This window comes from Curtobacterium sp. WHRI 8282, from assembly GCF_040223925.2.
GTDB classification, from domain to species: domain Bacteria; phylum Actinomycetota; class Actinomycetes; order Actinomycetales; family Microbacteriaceae; genus Curtobacterium; species Curtobacterium flaccumfaciens.
In genome coordinates this window covers 131,626-148,560 of sequence record NZ_JBEHCD020000001.1, presented here as the reverse complement: position 1 = coordinate 148,560, position 16,935 = coordinate 131,626, and the positions used below count along the sequence as shown (strand labels likewise).

Annotated in this window: 18 protein-coding genes and 1 pseudogene; 5 read left to right on the top strand and 14 right to left on the bottom strand. The window is 66.9% G+C overall.

Annotation, left to right across the window (positions count from 1 at the left end; genetic code table 11):
- Positions 1 to 294: 294 nt before the first annotated feature.
- From ABRP24_RS00740 to ABRP24_RS00685, 12 genes and pseudogenes are all read right to left on the bottom strand, one after another.
- The gene (locus ABRP24_RS00740) at positions 295 to 453 is read right to left on the bottom strand and encodes a hypothetical protein (protein WP_349850013.1); all 159 of its coding nucleotides are present in this window, start codon (positions 451 to 453) and stop codon (positions 295 to 297) included.
- 218 nt (positions 454 to 671) lie between these two features.
- Positions 672 to 1,442, bottom strand: coding sequence for a class I SAM-dependent methyltransferase (locus tag ABRP24_RS00735; protein WP_349850015.1), 771 nt, complete (start codon positions 1,440 to 1,442; stop codon positions 672 to 674).
- Entirely contained in the window at positions 1,432 to 1,986 is a 555-nt protein-coding gene (locus ABRP24_RS00730) for a hypothetical protein (protein WP_301600001.1), read from the bottom strand. The genes ABRP24_RS00735 and ABRP24_RS00730 overlap by 11 nt, the downstream gene beginning before the upstream one ends.
- Entirely contained in the window at positions 1,983 to 3,800 is a 1,818-nt protein-coding gene (locus tag ABRP24_RS00725; protein ID WP_349850018.1) for an alpha/beta fold hydrolase, read from the bottom strand. Before ABRP24_RS00725 ends, ABRP24_RS00730 begins: the two co-directional genes overlap by 4 nt.
- Before the next feature lie 318 nt (positions 3,801 to 4,118).
- Complete coding sequence (locus ABRP24_RS00720; RefSeq protein WP_371836698.1) at positions 4,119 to 4,280, bottom strand: hypothetical protein; 162 nt, start codon at positions 4,278 to 4,280, stop codon at positions 4,119 to 4,121.
- 34 nt (positions 4,281 to 4,314) lie between these two features.
- Entirely contained in the window at positions 4,315 to 4,473 is a 159-nt protein-coding gene (locus ABRP24_RS00715) for a hypothetical protein (RefSeq protein ID WP_349850020.1), read from the bottom strand.
- A 42-nt stretch (positions 4,474 to 4,515) separates the two neighbouring features.
- On the bottom strand, positions 4,516 to 4,689 hold the full coding sequence (locus ABRP24_RS00710) for a hypothetical protein (protein WP_301600004.1): 174 nt from the start codon (positions 4,687 to 4,689) through the stop codon (positions 4,516 to 4,518).
- A gap of 70 nt (positions 4,690 to 4,759) precedes the next feature.
- Entirely contained in the window at positions 4,760 to 5,950 is a 1,191-nt protein-coding gene (locus tag ABRP24_RS00705; protein WP_349850022.1) for an ABC transporter permease, read from the bottom strand.
- Positions 5,947 to 6,813 (bottom strand): ATP-binding cassette domain-containing protein, encoded by an 867-nt coding sequence (locus tag ABRP24_RS00700; RefSeq protein WP_349850024.1) that lies wholly within the window; start codon positions 6,811 to 6,813, stop codon positions 5,947 to 5,949. Before ABRP24_RS00700 ends, ABRP24_RS00705 begins: the two co-directional genes overlap by 4 nt.
- Positions 6,814 to 7,402: 589 nt before the next feature.
- Positions 7,403 to 7,671, bottom strand: a pseudogene (locus ABRP24_RS00695) (methionine synthase); the annotation flags it as partial.
- Between the two features lie 3 nt (positions 7,672 to 7,674).
- The gene (locus ABRP24_RS00690) at positions 7,675 to 8,100 is read right to left on the bottom strand and encodes a hypothetical protein (RefSeq protein ID WP_349849561.1); all 426 of its coding nucleotides are present in this window, start codon (positions 8,098 to 8,100) and stop codon (positions 7,675 to 7,677) included.
- A 124-nt stretch (positions 8,101 to 8,224) separates the two neighbouring features.
- Positions 8,225 to 9,136 (bottom strand): CPBP family intramembrane glutamic endopeptidase, encoded by a 912-nt coding sequence (locus ABRP24_RS00685; protein WP_349849562.1) that lies wholly within the window; start codon positions 9,134 to 9,136, stop codon positions 8,225 to 8,227.
- Positions 9,137 to 9,641: 505 nt separating this feature from the next.
- On the opposite strand from ABRP24_RS00685, the gene ABRP24_RS00680 reads away from it, so the two are divergent.
- The 4 genes from ABRP24_RS00680 (at position 9,642) to ABRP24_RS00665 (ending at position 13,642) form a co-directional block, all read left to right on the top strand.
- Positions 9,642 to 11,528: an alpha/beta hydrolase gene (locus tag ABRP24_RS00680; protein WP_349849564.1), complete on the top strand. Its 1,887-nt coding sequence runs from the start codon at positions 9,642 to 9,644 to the stop codon at positions 11,526 to 11,528.
- Between the two features lie 145 nt (positions 11,529 to 11,673).
- The gene (locus ABRP24_RS00675; protein ID WP_194650808.1) at positions 11,674 to 12,072 is read left to right on the top strand and encodes a hypothetical protein; all 399 of its coding nucleotides are present in this window, start codon (positions 11,674 to 11,676) and stop codon (positions 12,070 to 12,072) included.
- A 269-nt stretch (positions 12,073 to 12,341) separates the two neighbouring features.
- Complete coding sequence (locus ABRP24_RS00670) at positions 12,342 to 13,190, top strand: serine hydrolase domain-containing protein (protein ID WP_349849566.1); 849 nt, start codon at positions 12,342 to 12,344, stop codon at positions 13,188 to 13,190.
- Entirely contained in the window at positions 13,190 to 13,642 is a 453-nt protein-coding gene (locus ABRP24_RS00665; protein WP_349849568.1) for a DUF1648 domain-containing protein, read from the top strand. Before ABRP24_RS00670 ends, ABRP24_RS00665 begins: the two co-directional genes overlap by 1 nt.
- Positions 13,643 to 13,780: 138 nt before the next feature.
- Here the strand turns inward: ABRP24_RS00665 and ABRP24_RS00660 are convergent, their stop codons facing one another.
- The gene (locus tag ABRP24_RS00660; protein ID WP_214521884.1) at positions 13,781 to 14,830 is read right to left on the bottom strand and encodes a methionine synthase; all 1,050 of its coding nucleotides are present in this window, start codon (positions 14,828 to 14,830) and stop codon (positions 13,781 to 13,783) included.
- 37 nt (positions 14,831 to 14,867) lie between these two features.
- A complete protein-coding gene (locus ABRP24_RS00655; RefSeq protein ID WP_349849570.1) occupies positions 14,868 to 15,827 on the bottom strand; it encodes a putative oxygenase MesX in 960 nt (319 codons plus the stop codon).
- A gap of 120 nt (positions 15,828 to 15,947) precedes the next feature.
- Between ABRP24_RS00655 and ABRP24_RS00650 the strand changes: the two genes are divergently transcribed.
- Positions 15,948 to 16,889 (top strand): LysR family transcriptional regulator, encoded by a 942-nt coding sequence (locus ABRP24_RS00650; RefSeq protein ID WP_027465957.1) that lies wholly within the window; start codon positions 15,948 to 15,950, stop codon positions 16,887 to 16,889.
- Positions 16,890 to 16,935: the final 46 nt, after the last annotated feature.

Sequence of the window (16,935 nt, the reverse complement as noted above, 5' to 3'; positions counted from 1 at the left end):
GTGGGACCCCGATCGCTGCCGCTGTGATTGCCGCCGTCCGATGCGGCCCTCGCCCAGGGCTCTGTACGGAGCTTCCAGCAGATGGGCGGACGTGTCCGACTACTCGGATCGAACGTGGCCGACGTCCTCGAGGATGAACGATCACGGGCCTGGAGCGACCACATCGCTCGGGTCTCAGCGCAACCGAAGAGCTCAGCGTCATGCAGAGCGTCTGGTAGCCGACGGGCTATCACGACGCCGGTGAGCGTCCTTTGCGCGAACTCACCGGCGTCGCGATCCGAGCCAATTGGCTATCTAGTGTCCGGGGGCGTTGACGACGGCAACGACGGCAACGACGAGCGTGACAACGGCGACCGGGGTGGCCAGCACCGGCGTTGCTGCCGAGTTGCGGGTCTGACTGGCGTTCTGGGTCAGCGGATCGGGGATGGCTGCGTTGATGTGTCGAGCGATCATGGGTTCCTCCTGTGCGTGAGTGGTCGCGACGAGTGTCGTGCCCGGCGCGGTCGGTTAGATCGGCGGATGAAGGACGGTCGAGGAGTTCTACTTCGCGTCGTCGTCTCGGCTGCGGCGACGAGCATCGAGCCACCAGGCGGTTGCGATGGCTGGGAGGAAGGCAAGTAGCAGCAGCCAGAGAGGCATCGGTGTTTCCTTTCGGTTGGTGGTGGGTCGGTTCAGGAGTCGGTGGGGCGTTCGAAGACGGCGACTGCGACTGGGCTCGTGGGTTCGAGGGGCGTTCCGGAGAGGGAGCCGTACACGCCGACTCGGTGCAGTCCGTTGTTCGTGGACCAGGCGGTGAGCTCGTCGACGGCCGTGAGGCGGCTTCGTTCGGCCGCGATGGTCATCTCGGTGTCGTCGATCCAGCGGTGTTCGACGTCCCAGTGGGGGTCCTCGAGGTGCAGGAACGACACGAGGACCTGCCGGTGTCCGGGGTAGGGGACGGCGATTACGGCATCGGGGGTTTGGTTGTGGAGGTTCCTGACGAAGGCGTCGTGGTGGACTTCGATGATCAGGCGACCGCCTGGGGCCAGTGAGCGTGCTGCCGCGTCGATGGTCGCGCGTTGCTCATCGGGGTCGAGGATCATCGGCAGCGTCGCGCAGACGCACAGGATCAGATCGTTCTCGGCGGGTGGGGTCCACGTTGTGATGTCCGCGACGACGGAGATGATCCTGCCGGTGTTGCGTTCGTCGAGGTGGGCGATCATGTCGGGGGAGATGTCGACGGCGTGGAACCGTTCGAGCGCGTCCGTGTCGGCGAGGTGTTCGGCGAGCGGGATCGCGACGCGGCCGGTACCCGCGCCGAGCTCCACGATTCGACCGGGTGTCCTCGAGAGGTGGCTGGCAAGCCAGGCGATGTCGCTGCTGGTGATGGTGTTCTGCGGGAACAGGTCGTCGTAGATCCCGGCGAACTGGTTTCCGTAGGTGGCGTACGCCTTATCGGTCATCGGTGTGCTCCAGGGGGATGAAGGCGGACATGAACAGGTACTCGGGCTCGGCGTCCGGCGCGATGCCCGCGTTGCGGGCGACGAGGAACTGGTAGCCCTGGATGCGCGCTCCGCAGTCAGGAGCGCTGTCGATGATCGCGGCGCGGGCTTTCGCGGCGAGAGCCTGGTACGCGGGGTAAGCGGTGAGCTGGTCGTAGCCGAGATGAATGGCTTGCAGGAACTCGCTGATTACATCGAACGTCGCCTTCTCCGCACGGCGGCCCGGGAACCACACCATCTGGATGGGGCGTCTTGGTGCGATCGCGGTGGTGTCCTCCCACGGTGAGGTCACATCGTCGACGTCGAGGGTTCGGTGCAGGAGGTGGAAGTCGTGCATTGCGGGTTCCGGGGCGAAGAAGCGCCAGTTCGGAACGAACACTCCGAAGGGGTCGAGCCGTCGGATGCGGTTGAACGCCGTGTTCGGGTGCTGTGACAGGAACGTCGCGACGAGCATGCTGCTGCCGGCAGTGAGCGCTGCTGCCCGCGCGATGGTTCGTGCGTTCATGCGGCTGCTTCGTTCTCGAGCAGGTGGGTGCGGATGGCTGCGGCGACCTCAGCAACATGGGGTCGGTGGCTGATCAGCGAGTCGTGCGTTGCCCCGTCGACGACGTGATGGGCGGCGTGGCTGTGCGCTTCGCCGAGTTCGGTGTGGAGCGCGTGTTGCTCGGGGTCGCGGTCGATCGTGTCGCTCGCGGAGATCACCAGCGCGCGCCCCGGTACGGGCGGAAGCGGGTGCTCCCAGGTGCTGAACACGTCCAAAGCTGCCGACCATTCGCGCTCGGCGGTCACCCACAGACGCGCATCGCGGTATTCCGTGATGGATCGGTTCCGCAGCTCGGTCGGGAACTCGTCTGCCCATCGAGGAGTGCTGAGCAACGATCCCCATCCGCTCCGGATCGACGGGGTCGACAGTTTGAACGAGGCGCTGAACCCTTCCGCGCCTTGCTTCTGCAGCGGTGATCGTTGCAGCTGGCCGGGGTGGGTGGAATCCAGGTAGACCACCGCCGCCGTTCGGGCTCCATGCCGTCTGGCATGCTGCGCGCTCAGGTACCCGCCGAGTGAGTGCCCGATGAACACGATCAGTCGGTCGCTGTCAACGAGCGCGTCGACGACTGCGTCAGCGTCGATCCCGGACTGGACGAAGTCGAACGGTGCAGCGCTGCTGCGTCGTGAGGCTGCGTACCCGGCTCGACTGTAGGTGATCACCTCGAAGTCGCGGGCGAGCTCGTCCGCGAGGAGCTGGTAGTGGCTGCTGGTGGTCATCATGCCGGCTTCGATGACGCACACTGGCCGCTCTCGGGGGCCGGCGGTTCGTGCCGCCGAGATCCGGTTACCGGTGGGTGAGGTCACGGTGACATGCCCCATCGGTGCGGACAAGACGCGTCGCCGTCGAAGCACCGTCCGTGCTGCGGTGACGCCCAATAGGGCGACGCTGAGCCCGGCTGTCGCAAGCGGGAGTGCTCGGCTGCGGCTGCCACCGTGGTGCGGGGAGGTGACGTAGGCGATGGGTGGGTGCATCGAGGCGAACGCGGTGACGAACCGTCCGAGACCCATGAACCCGGCGTTGGAGACGTGGAACGCGAGTGCCCACGCGATCATCGGCTTGGTGAGGCGGCCGCGTGTGATGAAGACGAGCGGGAACGCGGATTCCGCGACGAGCATGGAGTGCGTCAGCACCTTCGCCGCGTCGGGGTGGCGTGTCGCCCACCGGTACACCGGTCCGCATCCGTACGTACGGGTCCGCATGACGCCAGGGAGCGCTGAAGCGTCTCGCCAGGACTGGCCGAAGAGCTTCACCCACCCCGAGATCGCGTACGACATCGCTCCCTGCAGGGAGATGTAGGAGAGCGCAATGTCCGTGACGACCGGGTCTTTGCTGAGTCGGGCGATGGCCGCGGCGGTTTGGGTCTGGAGCGTGACCTGGTCTGATCCGTCGGATCCCCACCGGTTCCTCGGGTAGAGCACAGCGGTGGAGACTGCGAGGTACGCGTTGCACGCTGCTCGCAGTGGGGGCGGGGTCTTCGCGACGAGACCGAGACCGGCAAGCACCCGGCCGGTGTGGAGCGCTGTTGCCACGCGAGGGTGGCTTGCGAACTGCACGACGGCGCGAACTGGTCGCGGCAGGTTCAACTGCGCGATGATCGATTCTTGGTTCCGACCAGCGGTCAACGCGCCGGGCTCATCATCGATGCGGCGCCGAACGAGGTACTCAGCGCTGGCCACGATGTGCGTGAGAGCGGAGACGCGCTCCATCCCCGAGAGCGCCTGTTCACGATTCACGGATGGGGGACTGAGTAGACGTTCGATGATGCTGGTCATGGTTCTTCCCGAGAGTGGATGGTGCGGGCCGGAGTGGCTCCGACCCGCACCACGTGTGTGCTAACCGCCGGCTACGGCGTGGGAGACGTTGAAACCGACGCCGAACGCGGCGACTGTCGCAGCGGCGAACGCCACAGCGGCTGGCGTTGCCATGACAGGCTGCGCGGGTGCGAACGTTCGCCCTTCCGATGCCCGGACGGGCATCGCAGCGAGTGCGGAGTCCTGGTTCGCCCGTGTTGAGACGCTGATACCGCGGTGTGTGGAGGTTGCGAGCATTGTGTTGCCTCTCATCGTTGAGTGTGAGCTGACCTGTCGCGATCAGCGGATGGTCTTGCCGGGCCCGATCGCCGCGAGGATGGCGAACGTCGCGACGACCGCGAGTGGGGTCGCCATGACCGGAGTGCTGCCGGTGGTCGTCGTCGCCCGCGTCTGTCGACTCAATGGAGCGTGAGCGGCGGCATTGAAGCTTCGTTCGAGCACGAATTGCCCCCTCTTCGACCGATGGTGAGCGAGATCAACCGTGGCCGACAGCCCAGCCGGCAGCGAACGCTGCGACAGATGCTGCGACGATCACAGGGGTGGCCATGACGGGCGCTGCGCCACTGGTGACTGCAGCGCGGGTCTGCCGGGTGAGCGGCGTGCGCGTCGTGGCGTTGATGGTGGTTGCGAGCATGGAGTGCCCTTTCTTCAGAGAGTGATTGATGTGTTTGAGCGGTCAGCCGGCGATCGCGCCGATGATCGCGCCGGCGGCTGCGGCGGTGAACACCGCGGTCGCGGCTGCCGCTGCGAGCGGGGTCGCCATGACCGGTGCTGCGCCGCGGGTCCGCTGCGCCGAGGTGGTCCGCGTCAGCGGCGCGAACTCGGTGGCATTGCACTGCTGTGAAAGCACGTTTCCTCCTTCCTGACGTTGTCGAGGGTCGTTCCATCCAGCTCCGTCACGGAGCGGCTGTTGGCCGCGGCTACGCGGTCATGCGCGGTGTTCGCCGGATCCGGATGCTGGGGGCATTGAGGGCGCCGTTCTTGAACAGCTGCGCAGCGACGGTGATCGCTACCGCCCCGAGGGTGAGCAGTTCGGTCACGACGGTCACCGTCTGGATCGTGGTGAGGACGCCGGTGGCATTCAGCACGAGTGCGGTGATTGGTGCCGTGAAGGGGAAGTAGAGGAACAGCTGCACGAGCTGGTCGGACGGGTCGGCGAGAACCGTCGAGATCGCGTATACCGGCAGCGTCATCATCACCAGGAAACATGCGAAGTACGGGCCCGCATCCTTCGCAGAGTTGGTGAGCGAGCCAATTGCAACAAGCGTACCGGTGAAGAGTGCGAGTGAACCGAGCAGGAGCAGGAGTCCGATGAGCATGGGTGTCGGGGTGATTGTGATGGTTACCGCGCCGAACAGCGCGTTCAGTTCGGACCCGGTCAGCAGCAACGTGCCGAGGGCGGGGACGGCGATAACGACGATCTGCACTCCGGTGAGCGCGAACAGCGCCAGTATCTTTCCGGTGATCATCGGCAAGGGCCGGATCCCGACGAGGATCATCTCGATGACCCGGTTCTCTTTCTCCTCAAGCGTGCTGACCAACATCCGGTTGCCGCTGATCAGCAGAATCGCGAACAGGGCCACCGCGTACATCAGCGGGGGCAGCATCTCGCCGATCGGCCGTGGCGGGGCACCGTCCACGGTCAGATGAGACACGACGGCGGTTTGACCAAGCAGCGCGGCCGTGAGGGCCTGGTCCGATGAGGACGCCGCAGCTGACTGCCGCACGACCTCACGGGCGAGGTTCGTGTACTGCAAGTTGTCGAGCGGCCCGCGGTCCGCGGCGTACACCTGAACAGGGTCTTGTTCGAGTTGTTTGGGGAAGGCGAGGTAGGGGCGAGTCTCGGACGCGCGGCGGGCGCGCTCTTCGCCGCTCAGGCCAACCGCAGTACCGCCGAGCTGCCTTGCAACGTCAGGGTTGACCTGCCCGGAGGCGTCTGTGTAAGAGAACGGGATCTTCACATTGGTGCCGGCAGTCGTCGGAGGCGCCGCGGTCATCAGCAGTCCGACGAGTACCGCGAGCACGGGCAGCACCAACGCGGCGATCCAGAACGACGGCTTCCGGAGAGTGCGGAAGAACTCAAATCGGAACGTCAGACCGGCGCCGTTCATGCAGCCATCTCCCCGGAGTCGCGAGCAGGTTCCCATTCGTAAAGCTGCAGGAAGACGTCCTCAAGGGACGGGCGGTGGCGGCCGAAGTCCTCCGCTTGCACGCCGCGGTCGCACAGGAACCGCATCAACATCTCGAACGAGACGTGCGCGCGCGGTCGCAACACCACGGCGTCCCCGTCCCGCTCGACGATGTCGTACGGTCCGTCGTCCGGGAACGAACCACGGAACACGACGCGGACGAGGTCTTCGCCGGAGCCTCGGACGCTGTCCAGGCTGCCGGAAGCGTAGGTCTGCCCGTCTTTGAGCAGCACGACGCCGTCGCAGGAGCGTTCAACTTCGGTCATGTCGTGCGTCACGAGCAGCACGGTCGCGCCTTCCCGACGTCGTTCATCGATGACGTCAACGAGCAGCCGGCGATTCAGTGGGTCCAGGCCCTTCGTGGGTTCGTCCAGGATGAGCACGCGGGGGGTGCCGAGGATCGTCACGCCGAGCTGCACCTTCTGCTGCTGCCCGCCGGAGAGCCGATCGATCCGCGTCGTCGCCTTGCCGCCGAGACCGCACCGCTCGAGGTACCCCAGGGCCTGACGACGCGCATCGCGTGCACTCAGGCCGTGGACACGGCCAAAGAAGACCATGACGTCGAGAACGGTCTCCTTGCGGAACAGGCCCCGCTCTTCCGGCAGATACCCGACCAAGCCGCGCCGGGACGGGTCGTAGCTGGCCCCGTGGATCAGCAACTCGCCCTCCGTGGGCTCCAGCAGTCCCAACAGGGCACGGATCGTCGTCGTCTTCCCCGCGCCGTTCGCACCCAGGAAGCCGTACGTCTGCCCCTCGGGGACAGCGAACGACAGCCCGTCGAGCACTCGCCGACCACCTCGATCCACGACCAGACCGTCGACGCGAATAACGTCCCCCATAACACCCTCCAGCAGATCAACCTCGACCGGAGCACAATATATCGACGGTAGCGTTCTGGATGCAAACCCTTCGCGGCGTCGTCTTGATGCGGTGCTGGCAGGGAGGCGTCTCGATGTCGAACCACCGCGGGCGTGATCGTGCAGTGTGCCGGTCCGCCAGGCTGTGCCCCCCCCCCGGCCCTGGCGTCGTCGCTGCCGAGGACCCCATCCTCAGCGTCCGGGGCGCGGGGGCCCGGTGAGTCCCTCCGACTTCCGAGCGGATCCTCGGGGGTACACGATCGACGGCGGCTCGCAAGGCGTCGCACGTGACTTCGACAAGATGAGCCACAACAGTCAAGAATGACGAACTCGGACTGACCGACGGTCAGGCCGGCGACGGGTGAGTCCCTACCGGACACGATCTGCCAGGCGGAGCCGAGCGGTGCCTCCAGGTCGGACCGAGACCTGATCGCCTGGCGGCGCGACATGATTGCCCCCCCCCCCCCGCCCCCCCCCCCCCCCCGTTGCCGAGGCGAGCCGTCCGGTGCTGCCGGGTCGCCATCCCGCGGTTGGAGCTCGGCATGAGCTTGTCGGCATCGACGAACTCGAGCGCTCGACGAAGGACCTTCGCGACCTCCTCAGGGGTCTTCACGGCCTCGGTAGCGACGTCGATCACCCCGAGCGTCGCCCTTCAGTTGTTGTGGGCCCCGACGCCGTAGCCGTAACAGATGTGCACGGCGGTCCCGGCGCGCAGGCTTTGCGTTGCCCGCCCGAGAGCGACCATGCCCAGTCCTGCACCTCGTCGTGGAAGACGGTGAAGGCGGGCGCTCAGGGTGGCGGCGTCGTCCCTGCGCCTTCGGTGTCGTCCGCGCCCGCCGGAGCTGTCCCGGCCTGGTCGAGGTTCTCGTGAGGGTCACCCATGTCCCCTGTCGCAGCGCCGGTGGGGGACAGCCCGAAGTGTTTGCGGACGGCGTTCGCCTCGGCGAGGGACAAGGTGCGTCCTGCTCCGAGGGACGGCGCGCCCTTGATCCCGTCCTTCGTGTAGCCGACGTGCACATCCGTGCCGTCGAACGTGGCGTCGTCGGCCGGGACGAGCGTCTGCTGACGCCCGAGCAATCCCGTCGTGACACTGACGTAGGCGGCGCTGCCGTCCTCGTCGGAGGGGAACACCTGCACGACCCTGCCGACTGAAACGCCGTTGCGATCCCGGACAGTCGCACTCTCGACCTGGTGGATGACGCCCTTGGTGATCATGAACGTAGTCAACGCCCTCGAGTCTGACGCTTCGCAGACGCCGTCCTCCAGGCCGGCGGTGAGGAGCCGATCCTCGGGGTCCGAGGCAGCGGCGGTCCGGTCGGTTCCTCCGACGTTCGCCCGGCTACGGGGACAGCTCCGTGTTGCGGACCTTGGGGCTTCCCAGTTGCGAGCCGTTTCGCTGGCGAAGTCGAGTTGCCCGCAACACGCACGCCACGATCAAGAGCGCCATGACGATCCATCCGGTGATGGCGAGTGGCCCGACAAGGCGTTGGTCAAATGGTGGGAAGAGCACGGACTGGTACGAGGCGAAGGTGTTGAGTGCCGCGTGGGTGAGCACGCAGGGCAGAAGCGATGCACTCGCAAGCCGGAGCCAGCCGATCAGCACGCCCGCGCCGACACAGCCAATCATCATCATGATGATCCCGAGGGGATTGCGTTGCTCGTAGTTCAGGCCGAGCAGGATCGCGGGAGCGTGCCAGAGACCCCAGATCGCGCCGCTCACGCACAGCGCCCATTCAGTGCCGAGCGGCAGCAGTTTCGGGAGGAGCCAGCCGCGCCAACCGACTTCTTCGCCGGTCGCAGCGATCGCGGTGATGGCAATCCCGATCGGGAGGTTCAGCAGCTGCAGCAGCGCCAGGAGTGCCATCGGCATCGGCGGTTGCTCGCCCGTGACTCGAACGATGAGTTCTTTCGCGACGGAGTGTTCGGGGTCGAGCTGCACCCACCCGAACAGCATCCCGAGGCCCCAGCTGCCGGAGATCAGCAGAGCAGCTCCGGCGATGCCTGTGAGAGCGAAACGCCAGCCTTGACGCGTGAAGAATCCCGTCAGCCCAAGCTCAACCAGAATCGCTTTTCCACGGCGACGTTGGAGCGTGACCGCGACCAGCAGCGCTGCCAGGCCTGGTGTGAACATCATGGCCACGGTTGCGATGTACGCACCGGGGTTCCCAGCTGGGTCCGAGAGGTCCGCGCTCACCTGGATGGCTGGCCAGAGCAGCACCCACGGAGCACCGTACGCCAGCAGGACGAACATGCCGACCGTGCTCCAGCGGACACCCCGCGGGCTTCCCAACATGTTCTCCCCCCGTTCGCTTGAGTGCGCCGCGCATCACGGCAATCGGCTCCCTTGCCTAGGCGGAGGAACCTGAGCGCCTGCGGATCAACCTACTGAAACAATCACCTGGAAGGCAACATATCAAACTTCGGACGCCCCTAAGGGTGGTGCGAGACGCGGTGTCGTTATCCGTCCCCTGGCGTCAACGGCGGGGTCGAGGGCCGCGCACGCGGAGGGCGCAACGTGACCGGGGGCTCTCTTTCACTCGGAAGAGAGTCGCCGGGGTCTACCGCGATGACCATGGGTCGACGGGAGCGCCGTGTCGACGATTTCAGCTCGCACGATGTCTGCTTCCGCAGATGGCGCGGGTGCACCTGGCGTTGCAACGATGCCCTCGAGGTCCCACTGTTGTGTGAAATACATGCTTCGGCGCTGCTTCGGGTAGAGTCAGCATTCGGACCGGGGTGGGCCTGAGGGGGACGTCATGGGGAAGATCGAGTTCGACGCAGCGGCGGCAGACGCCGTCGTCAGAGCGGCCACGTCGGCGAAGGACGAGCTCCGCGCTCAGTCGGGGGCTCGGCGGTCCGCCGTCGAGGGAGCAGCGGCTGACTTTTCCGGAGCCTACGCGGACCGGTTCACCGAGTCCGCCTCGACTGAGTCGACCGACCGGGGCAAGTTGACGTCCGTCCTGGATGACCTCGTCGGTCAGGTGCGCGACGCCAAGTCCTCCGCGCAGGCTGAGGAGGAACGGCTGAACGCACTCGATGCTTGGAACGAAGCCGAACGCGAACGCCAGCACGCCGCAGCGACGTCCCTGCTCGCCACCACCACTCTGCCCCCAGTCGCGATCCGTGCGCCGAAACCGTCGGAGGTTGCGGTCCGACCACCGTCGATCCACGCGGCGTTCGCGCCTCGGGAACGCAGGCGGTCCGGAGGTGGCACGGGACACGGTCGAAGCTCCGCGGACCCGGCGCGACTGCGCGACTTCAGTATCGTCAGCCGGGCGAAGGACGCGGCTGCCGAGTCAAAGGCCGCAACGCTCGCCAGTGCATGGACTGCGTTCACCGCTTCGTGTTCCTGGGTGCCGATCGAGGGGTGCACCTTCGTGACTGGGTTCGATCGCTTCCTCGAGGAGAACAGAGCCGATGCCGCATGGATCGACCGCATCGCGGACGCGTTCGAGCAAGCCGGGAGCGGCGGATCGCTGGCGAACGCCAGGATCGACGAGGCGACCGACGACGAGCTCGTCCGCGATGTTCAGCGGCTCTTCGCCGACGACTTGACCCCGACCCAGGTCGCGGCGATGTGGGCGGATCTCGGTCTGACGAGGGCGGACGCTACGGACCTCGCACTTCTCCCGACCTCGGTGCTGACCGCTCTGGGGAATCTCGAAGGGGCGCCGTACTGGGCGCGCGGCGCTGCGAACGTCGCTGTGCTCGACCGCCGGATCGCGTCCGCCGAGCAGTTCCTCGACGACCTCGGTCGTCCGGACCGCGTCTACAGCGCCGAAGGGCGCAAGAACGCGGAGGACCTCTCCGCACTCGAATCGATCAAGGCATCACTCAACCCCAACGGCCGCAAGGGCCAGCGAAGCCTCACGGTACTCAGCGCAGACCATCCGCCCCTGGCTGCGGTGTCCATCGGAGATCTCGACGAAGCCACGAACGTCACCTGGGCGGTGCCGGGGATGGGATCGAGCACGGGCAGCATGACCGATTGGGCGGATGCCGCTCAGAACGTCTACAGCGAGCAGGCAAAGGCCGCTCCCGCAGGACGCGGCACCACGAATGCCGTCGTCGCGTGGATGGGGTACGAAGCACCGCCCGTCCCGCCGGCGAGTACCGCCGTGTTCGGCAGCGACTACGCGAAGGCCGGCGGCGAGAAGCTGGCCGCGTCGATCAAGGGCCTCGACGCGACGAGAGCCGCTACCATGCCGACGGTCAACGTCCTCGGACACTCCTACGGCACCACGACCGCGTCCTACGCGCTCACGACCGAGGGCGTGCACGTGGATTCGTTCACCACCATCGCTTCGGCCGGGATCCCGGACAGCATCCGCGAAGCAGACGAAATCCACGCCGATGCGGTTTACGCCGGACAAGCAGAAGTGGTGAAGCCGATCATCGAACATTGGAGTGGCGACGAATGGGCGGCGGTCGGGCGTGACTTCAGCTCGGACCATCATCAGGATCCGACTGCTCCGGAGTTCGGCGCGACGAGCTTCGGCGCTGACGGGGCGCCCGGCCTCAAGCCCGTCCGCGACCACGGCGTGCACACCTGGTACGGCGGCGGTTACCTCGATGAAGACACGCAGTCGTTGCAGAACGTCGCGTACGCCACGACCGGCCAGCCCGAACGATTGACGAACTGATCATGCCGATTTCGCCGAAACAAAGTGATCTGGAAGGAACTCCCAGATGAAACCACGACGGGCGAAAGCCGTCTCCGTCCTCCGGGCGACAGGAGCCGTACTGCTCGCTGTCGCCGTTCTCACTGGTTGCAGCGAAGGGTCTGGCATGAACACGAAAGAAGCGAAGCAGTCCATCGTCACGTTCGTCGAGGGTTCGACCGACGTGGTCGGTGACGGCTGGGAGGTCAGCGACGGTCCGGGGCTCGGGAAGTGCGGCCGGGGTCTTGGGCAAGGGGGCGTCCAGTACGTCTACGCCATGGTCCGCTCCGCGAGCGCTGACCCGAAGGCCGACGTCGAGGCGGTGGAACAGCACTGGAAGGAGCTCGGGGTCACGACCGAGCGCTACCAGACTGGCGGCGACGACCCCATCCTCGGCGTCCGCGGCAGGGGTGGCCCGGTGAGCTCGTCCGACTTCCGCGCGGATCCCCGCGGGTACACGATCGACGGTAGCTCGCAGTGCGTCGCGGGGGACTTCGAGAAGATGAGCCTCAACAGCCAAGAATGACGAAACCGGGCTGACCGACGCCGTGCTGACGTCGGTGTTCTTCCCCGCACTCGTCTTCTTCCGCGCGGGGAGGCCTGTGGCTGTCACAGCCGTGCTCACATTCCACCTGGCGATTGCCTTGCTCATGGGTCTGACGTCGTTTGCCCTGGTGATGGCCGCGTACGACCTCCTCTTCGTGGATGCCCACGTCGTGAGTCTCCACCGCCGAGCTCGGTCGTTGTGGGAAGGCGCAGTGGCCCGCCTTTCGGCCCGTTTTCAAGGAGGGACACATGGCGCAGAATCCGCTTGAGAGCTCCGGACATTGGCGCGCGAGTCTTCGCAGGGCCGGCGGCTGGCGAACCGTCCGCGAGCCCCGTGGGCCGTACGCCACCGCCTCGATGCTCGAGTGGGGGAGCATCACGAAGGGGCTCGTGGGCACGACGGCTTGGCTCACACTCGAAGTCGAGCGACCGGTCGTGCACTACCTCCCCGGTGTTCCCGACGCCGAGATGACCGTTGCTGACCTCGTCCACCACACCTCGGGTCTTCCACGGCTTCCGGCCGCGATGCGCGACCGCCTGTTCGGCGACCCGTACGGAGAGGCCGTCGGGGTTCCGCTGGAACCAGCAGTCGCAGTGCCGGTCGCACCCCGAGGGCAGTTCGAGTACTCGAACCTGGGGTACGCCCTCCTCGGTGCAGTACTCGACGAGGTGCACGGCGACTGGTTCGCCGCTGTGTGCCAGCACGTCCTCGAGCCGGCGGGGATCAGCTCTGCGGCGCTCGTGCCAGCTCCAGCAGACCGGGTGGTGCCGAAGCTCTTCGGTCGTGCCATCAAGCCGTGGGCGCTCGGGGAGTCGTCGTTCGCGGCGGCAGGGGGCGTCTGGTCCACGTTCGACGATCTCTGTCGCTACGCCGACTGGGCGCTCGAACCCGGAGCTGGGCACTCTCGCACCGTGAGCTGGCAGCGGGAAGGGGCATCGACGTGGATCAACGGAGAGGTGCGAGTGGCAGGAGCGGTCATCGCCAACGCGGCAGGGCTCACCGCGGTGGTGCACACGCTCGCGAAGGCTCCACGCGCGGCCGACGCGATCGCCACGGCGCTCATCGAGCGGGAAGTGCGGGAGACATACAACCGCTGATGAACGCACCGATGTCCAGCGGCCGCGGCCGACGCATGCGAGAGGGGGTCGTCGCTGCCACCGCTGCTGCGTTCCCCGTCGTCATCGTGGTCGCGCTCACCAGCGCCTGGTGGGATCGGTTGCCCGAACGGATCGCGACGTCGTTCGGCCCCGACGGCAGCCCGAGCGGGTACGGAACACCGTTGGGAACCGCGATCCTGATCGCGGCGGTACAGGCGCTGTTCCTCGTGGCGGCCGTCGGCTCCGCTTTTGCTCAAGACCGGCGCAGAGGTCGCATCTCGTGTGCGGTCACCGCAGGGTTCGTTGCAGCTCTCGCGATGAGTTGGTTGATCATCGTGGGATTGGCGTCATCGACGTTGAGTCCGACGGCTTGGTGGCTTCTCGCTTCGGCGCCCGTGTGGGCGTTTGTCCCGTACTGGTTGTTTTCCCCCGCGAGGGGCGGTGGAAGGTGACGCCACTGCCGGCGTGACCTGCCAGCCGGAGCGCAGCCGCGCCTCCCGATCGAATCGAGAGCCGCGCACGCGGCGGACGCAACACGAACGGCGGCCCTCCTCCTTTCGGAAGAGAGCCGCCGTGGTGTTTCGCGGCGATCAGCGGGCCGACGGGACCGCCGTGCCGACGAGCTCGGTCCGCACGATGTCCGCACCAGCCGACAGCGCACCGAGCTTGTCCAGCGCCGCACCCCGCGCCAGGGGAGCCATCCCGCAGTTGGAGCTGGGGATGAGCTTGTCGGCATCGACGAACTCGAGCGCCCGACGAAGCACCTCCGCGACCTCCTCCGGGGTCTCCACGGTCTCGGTCGCGACGTCGATCGCCCCGAGCATGACCTTCTTGCCGCGGATCAGCTCGACGAGCTCGAGGGGAACGTGGGAGTGGATGCACTCGAGCGAGACGATGTCGATCGAGGACTGCTGCAGGAGCGGGAAGGACTGCTCGTACTGCCGCCACTCCGCTCCGAGCGTCTCCTTCCACTTGTTGTTCGCCTCGATGCCGTAGCCGTAACAGATGTGCACGGCGGTCTCAGCGTGCAGGCCCTCGGCTGCGCGTTCGAGCGCGGCCACGCCCCAGTCCTGCACCTCGTCGTGGAAGACCGTGAAGGCGGGCTCGTCGAACTGGATGATGTCGACGCCGGCGTCCTGCAGTTCGCGTGCCTCTTGGTTGAGGATGGTGGCGAACTCCCACGCCAGCTTCTCGCGGCTCTTGTAGTGCTGATCCGAGAGGGTGTCGATCATCGTCATCGGGCCGGGGAGCGCCCACTTGATGGGGCGATCGGTTTGAGCCCGCAGGAACGCAGCGTCCTCGACGAAGACCGGCTTCCGACGGCTCACGGCGCCGACGACGGTCGGGACGGCCGCGTCGTACCGGTCGCGGATGCGGACGGTCTCCTTGCGCTCGAGGTCGACGCCGTCCAGGTGCTCGATGAACGTCGTGACGAAGTGCTGGCGGGTCTGCTCGCCGTCGCTGACGATGTCGATGCCGCGGCGCTCCTGCTCGTGCACGGCGGACCGCAGGGCGTCCTGCTTGCCCTCGGTCAGGGCGGCACCCTCGAGGAGCCAGGGGGACCAGAGTCGCTCGGGCTCGGCGAGCCAGGACGGTTTCGGCAGGCTGCCGACGATCGAGGTGGGGAGGAGAGAACGCATGGGAGTGACGGTCCAGTCAGTCGAAGGGCAGAGGAAGTCAGCGCGCGAGGGCGGGGTCAGCCCACCGGGCGAGGAGTGCGTGGTGCGGCCGCACCAGGTGCTCCTCAGTCCACCGGCCCTGCGTGATCCCGAGGCGGCTGCGCTCCTCGCGGTCGTAGGTCACCGGGGTGGGCGTGAAGTCGGTGTGGTCGAGGGTGGGGCGGTAGGTGCTGCCGGCCGGGGTGTTCGCGGCGTAGACCTCCGGGCGGTAGATCTTCTGGAAGGTCTCCATGGTGGCGATCGTGCCGATGAGCTGGAGGTCCGTGTAGTCGCCGGTCAGGTCGCCGCGCGTGTAGAACGCGAGCGGGGCAGCCGCCCCGGCGGGCTGGAAGTACCGGACCCGCATGCCCATCCGACCGAAGTAGTCGTCGGTGAGCGAGGAGTGCTCGTGCTCGTACTCGGCGCCGAGGACCGGGTGGACGTACCTGGTCCGGCGGTAGGTCTGGCTCGTCGAGACGCTGATGCAGACGACGGGCTCGGCACCGAACTGCGACCCGAACACGTCTGACTCCAGGAAGCGCTGGAAGAGCGCCCCGTGCAGCTGGCCGAAGTCGGACGGGATGCCGGACGACGCCGAGGGCAGCAGGACGGAGAAGTCGTAGTCGCGCAGGTACGACGAGAAGTTGTTCCCGAGGATCCCCTGGTGGCGCTCGCCGGTGTGCTGGTCGAGGATCGTGACGTCGAGCATCTCGAGCAGCGGGAACTCCGCGTCCGACCCGCTGTCTGAGAACTCCAGCGCCACCGAGACGATGTCGAGCTGCAGTTGGTAGCGGTCGTGCGCCGCGGCCAGCTCGTTCGCGCGCCCGTCGATCATCGCCAGCGCAGCACGGAGGTTCTGCTGACGGTGCTCGCCGCGCGCCAGGTTGGCGAAGTTCGTGGTCAGCCGGGAGCTGTCGGCGGGGGAGTAGTCCTCGTCGAACCGGGTCCGGGTGATGCTGAAGGTGAGGTCGTTCGCCATGGTCGGCAATCTGTTCGTCGAGCGGCCCGTGGGCGCGGTGGGAGGGATGAATCGATCATGGCGGGAATGGCGAGCCATCAGGTAATACCGAGACGCTATGCACCGGTATAGCCTCGGCCTATGGCTCGTGTCTCGAACGACATCACCCTGCAGCAGCTCCGGTACTTCATCGAAGTGGCGACGGAGGGCTCGATCAGCGCAGCGGCCGATCTGCTCTACGTGTCACAACCGACGATGTCCGCGGCGATGAAGGACCTGGAGACGCGGATCGGGCGCCCGCTGTTCACCCGCTCGGCCAGGGGGGTCGTGCTCACCGTCGACGGCGTCGAGTTCCTCGGGTACGCCCGACAGGTCGTCGAGCAGGTCTCCCTCCTCGAGCAGCGGTACGTCGGCGGCCAGCGGTCGCGTCGGCTGCTCGGGGTGTCCGCCCAGCACTACTCGTTCGCGGTGGAGGCCTTCGTCCGGATGGTCGAGGCGGCGGCTGCGGACGAGTACGAGTTCTCGCTGCGCGAGACGCGCACGTGGGACATCATCGAGGACGTCCGCACCCTGCGCAGCGAGGTGGGCATCCTCTACCGCAACGACTTCAACAAGCAGGTGCTCGGCAAGCTGCTGCGGGACGCCGGCGTCGTGTTCACACCGCTGTTCGTCGCACAGCCGCACATCTTCGTGGCGAAGCGGAACCCGCTCGCGTCTCGGGAGCGTGCGACCCTCGAGGACCTCGCGGACCTGCCGCGGCTCACGTTCGACCAGGGTGCGAACAACTCCTTCTACCTGGCCGAGGAGATCCTGTCGACGATGTCGAGCAAGCGGGAGATCCGGGTGTCGGACCGGGCGACGATCTTCAACCTCATGATCGGCCTCGGCGGGTACACGATCTCGACCGGGCTGATCAGCGACGACCTCGACCCCGAGATCGTCGCCATCCCACTCGACGTCGACGAGCGCATCGAGATCGGCTGGATCGCGCACGCTTCGGTTCCCCTCACCGTGCAGGCGCAGACGTACCTGGACGAGTTGCGCGCGGTGGTCAGCAGTTACGGCGTCGAGCCGCTCGGGTAGGCAAGCGGCGGGTCCGGCGGTTCCAGCGATCGGCCTGGAGGCACGA

Coding starts and splice junctions, on each gene's coding strand:
- ABRP24_RS00660 (WP_214521884.1), bottom strand. CDS start 14,830: ATGCGTTCTCTCCTCCCCACCTCGATCGTCGGCAGCCTGCCGAAACCG.
- ABRP24_RS00685 (WP_349849562.1), bottom strand. CDS start 9,136: ATGTTCGTCCTGCTGGCGTACGGTGCTCCGTGGGTGCTGCTCTGGCCA.
- ABRP24_RS00715 (WP_349850020.1), bottom strand. CDS start 4,473: ATGCTCGCAACCACCATCAACGCCACGACGCGCACGCCGCTCACCCGG.
- ABRP24_RS00690 (WP_349849561.1), bottom strand. CDS start 8,100: ATGATCACCAAGGGCGTCATCCACCAGGTCGAGAGTGCGACTGTCCGG.
- ABRP24_RS00665 (WP_349849568.1), top strand. CDS start 13,190: ATGAACGCACCGATGTCCAGCGGCCGCGGCCGACGCATGCGAGAGGGG.
- ABRP24_RS00680 (WP_349849564.1), top strand. CDS start 9,642: ATGGGGAAGATCGAGTTCGACGCAGCGGCGGCAGACGCCGTCGTCAGA.
- ABRP24_RS00650 (WP_027465957.1), top strand. CDS start 15,948: ATGGCTCGTGTCTCGAACGACATCACCCTGCAGCAGCTCCGGTACTTC.
- ABRP24_RS00740 (WP_349850013.1), bottom strand. CDS start 453: ATGATCGCTCGACACATCAACGCAGCCATCCCCGATCCGCTGACCCAG.
- ABRP24_RS00725 (WP_349850018.1), bottom strand. CDS start 3,800: ATGACCAGCATCATCGAACGTCTACTCAGTCCCCCATCCGTGAATCGT.
- ABRP24_RS00735 (WP_349850015.1), bottom strand. CDS start 1,442: ATGACCGATAAGGCGTACGCCACCTACGGAAACCAGTTCGCCGGGATC.
- ABRP24_RS00675 (WP_194650808.1), top strand. CDS start 11,674: ATGAACACGAAAGAAGCGAAGCAGTCCATCGTCACGTTCGTCGAGGGT.
- ABRP24_RS00670 (WP_349849566.1), top strand. CDS start 12,342: ATGGCGCAGAATCCGCTTGAGAGCTCCGGACATTGGCGCGCGAGTCTT.
- ABRP24_RS00655 (WP_349849570.1), bottom strand. CDS start 15,827: ATGGCGAACGACCTCACCTTCAGCATCACCCGGACCCGGTTCGACGAG.
- ABRP24_RS00705 (WP_349850022.1), bottom strand. CDS start 5,950: ATGAACGGCGCCGGTCTGACGTTCCGATTTGAGTTCTTCCGCACTCTC.
- ABRP24_RS00730 (WP_301600001.1), bottom strand. CDS start 1,986: ATGAACGCACGAACCATCGCGCGGGCAGCAGCGCTCACTGCCGGCAGC.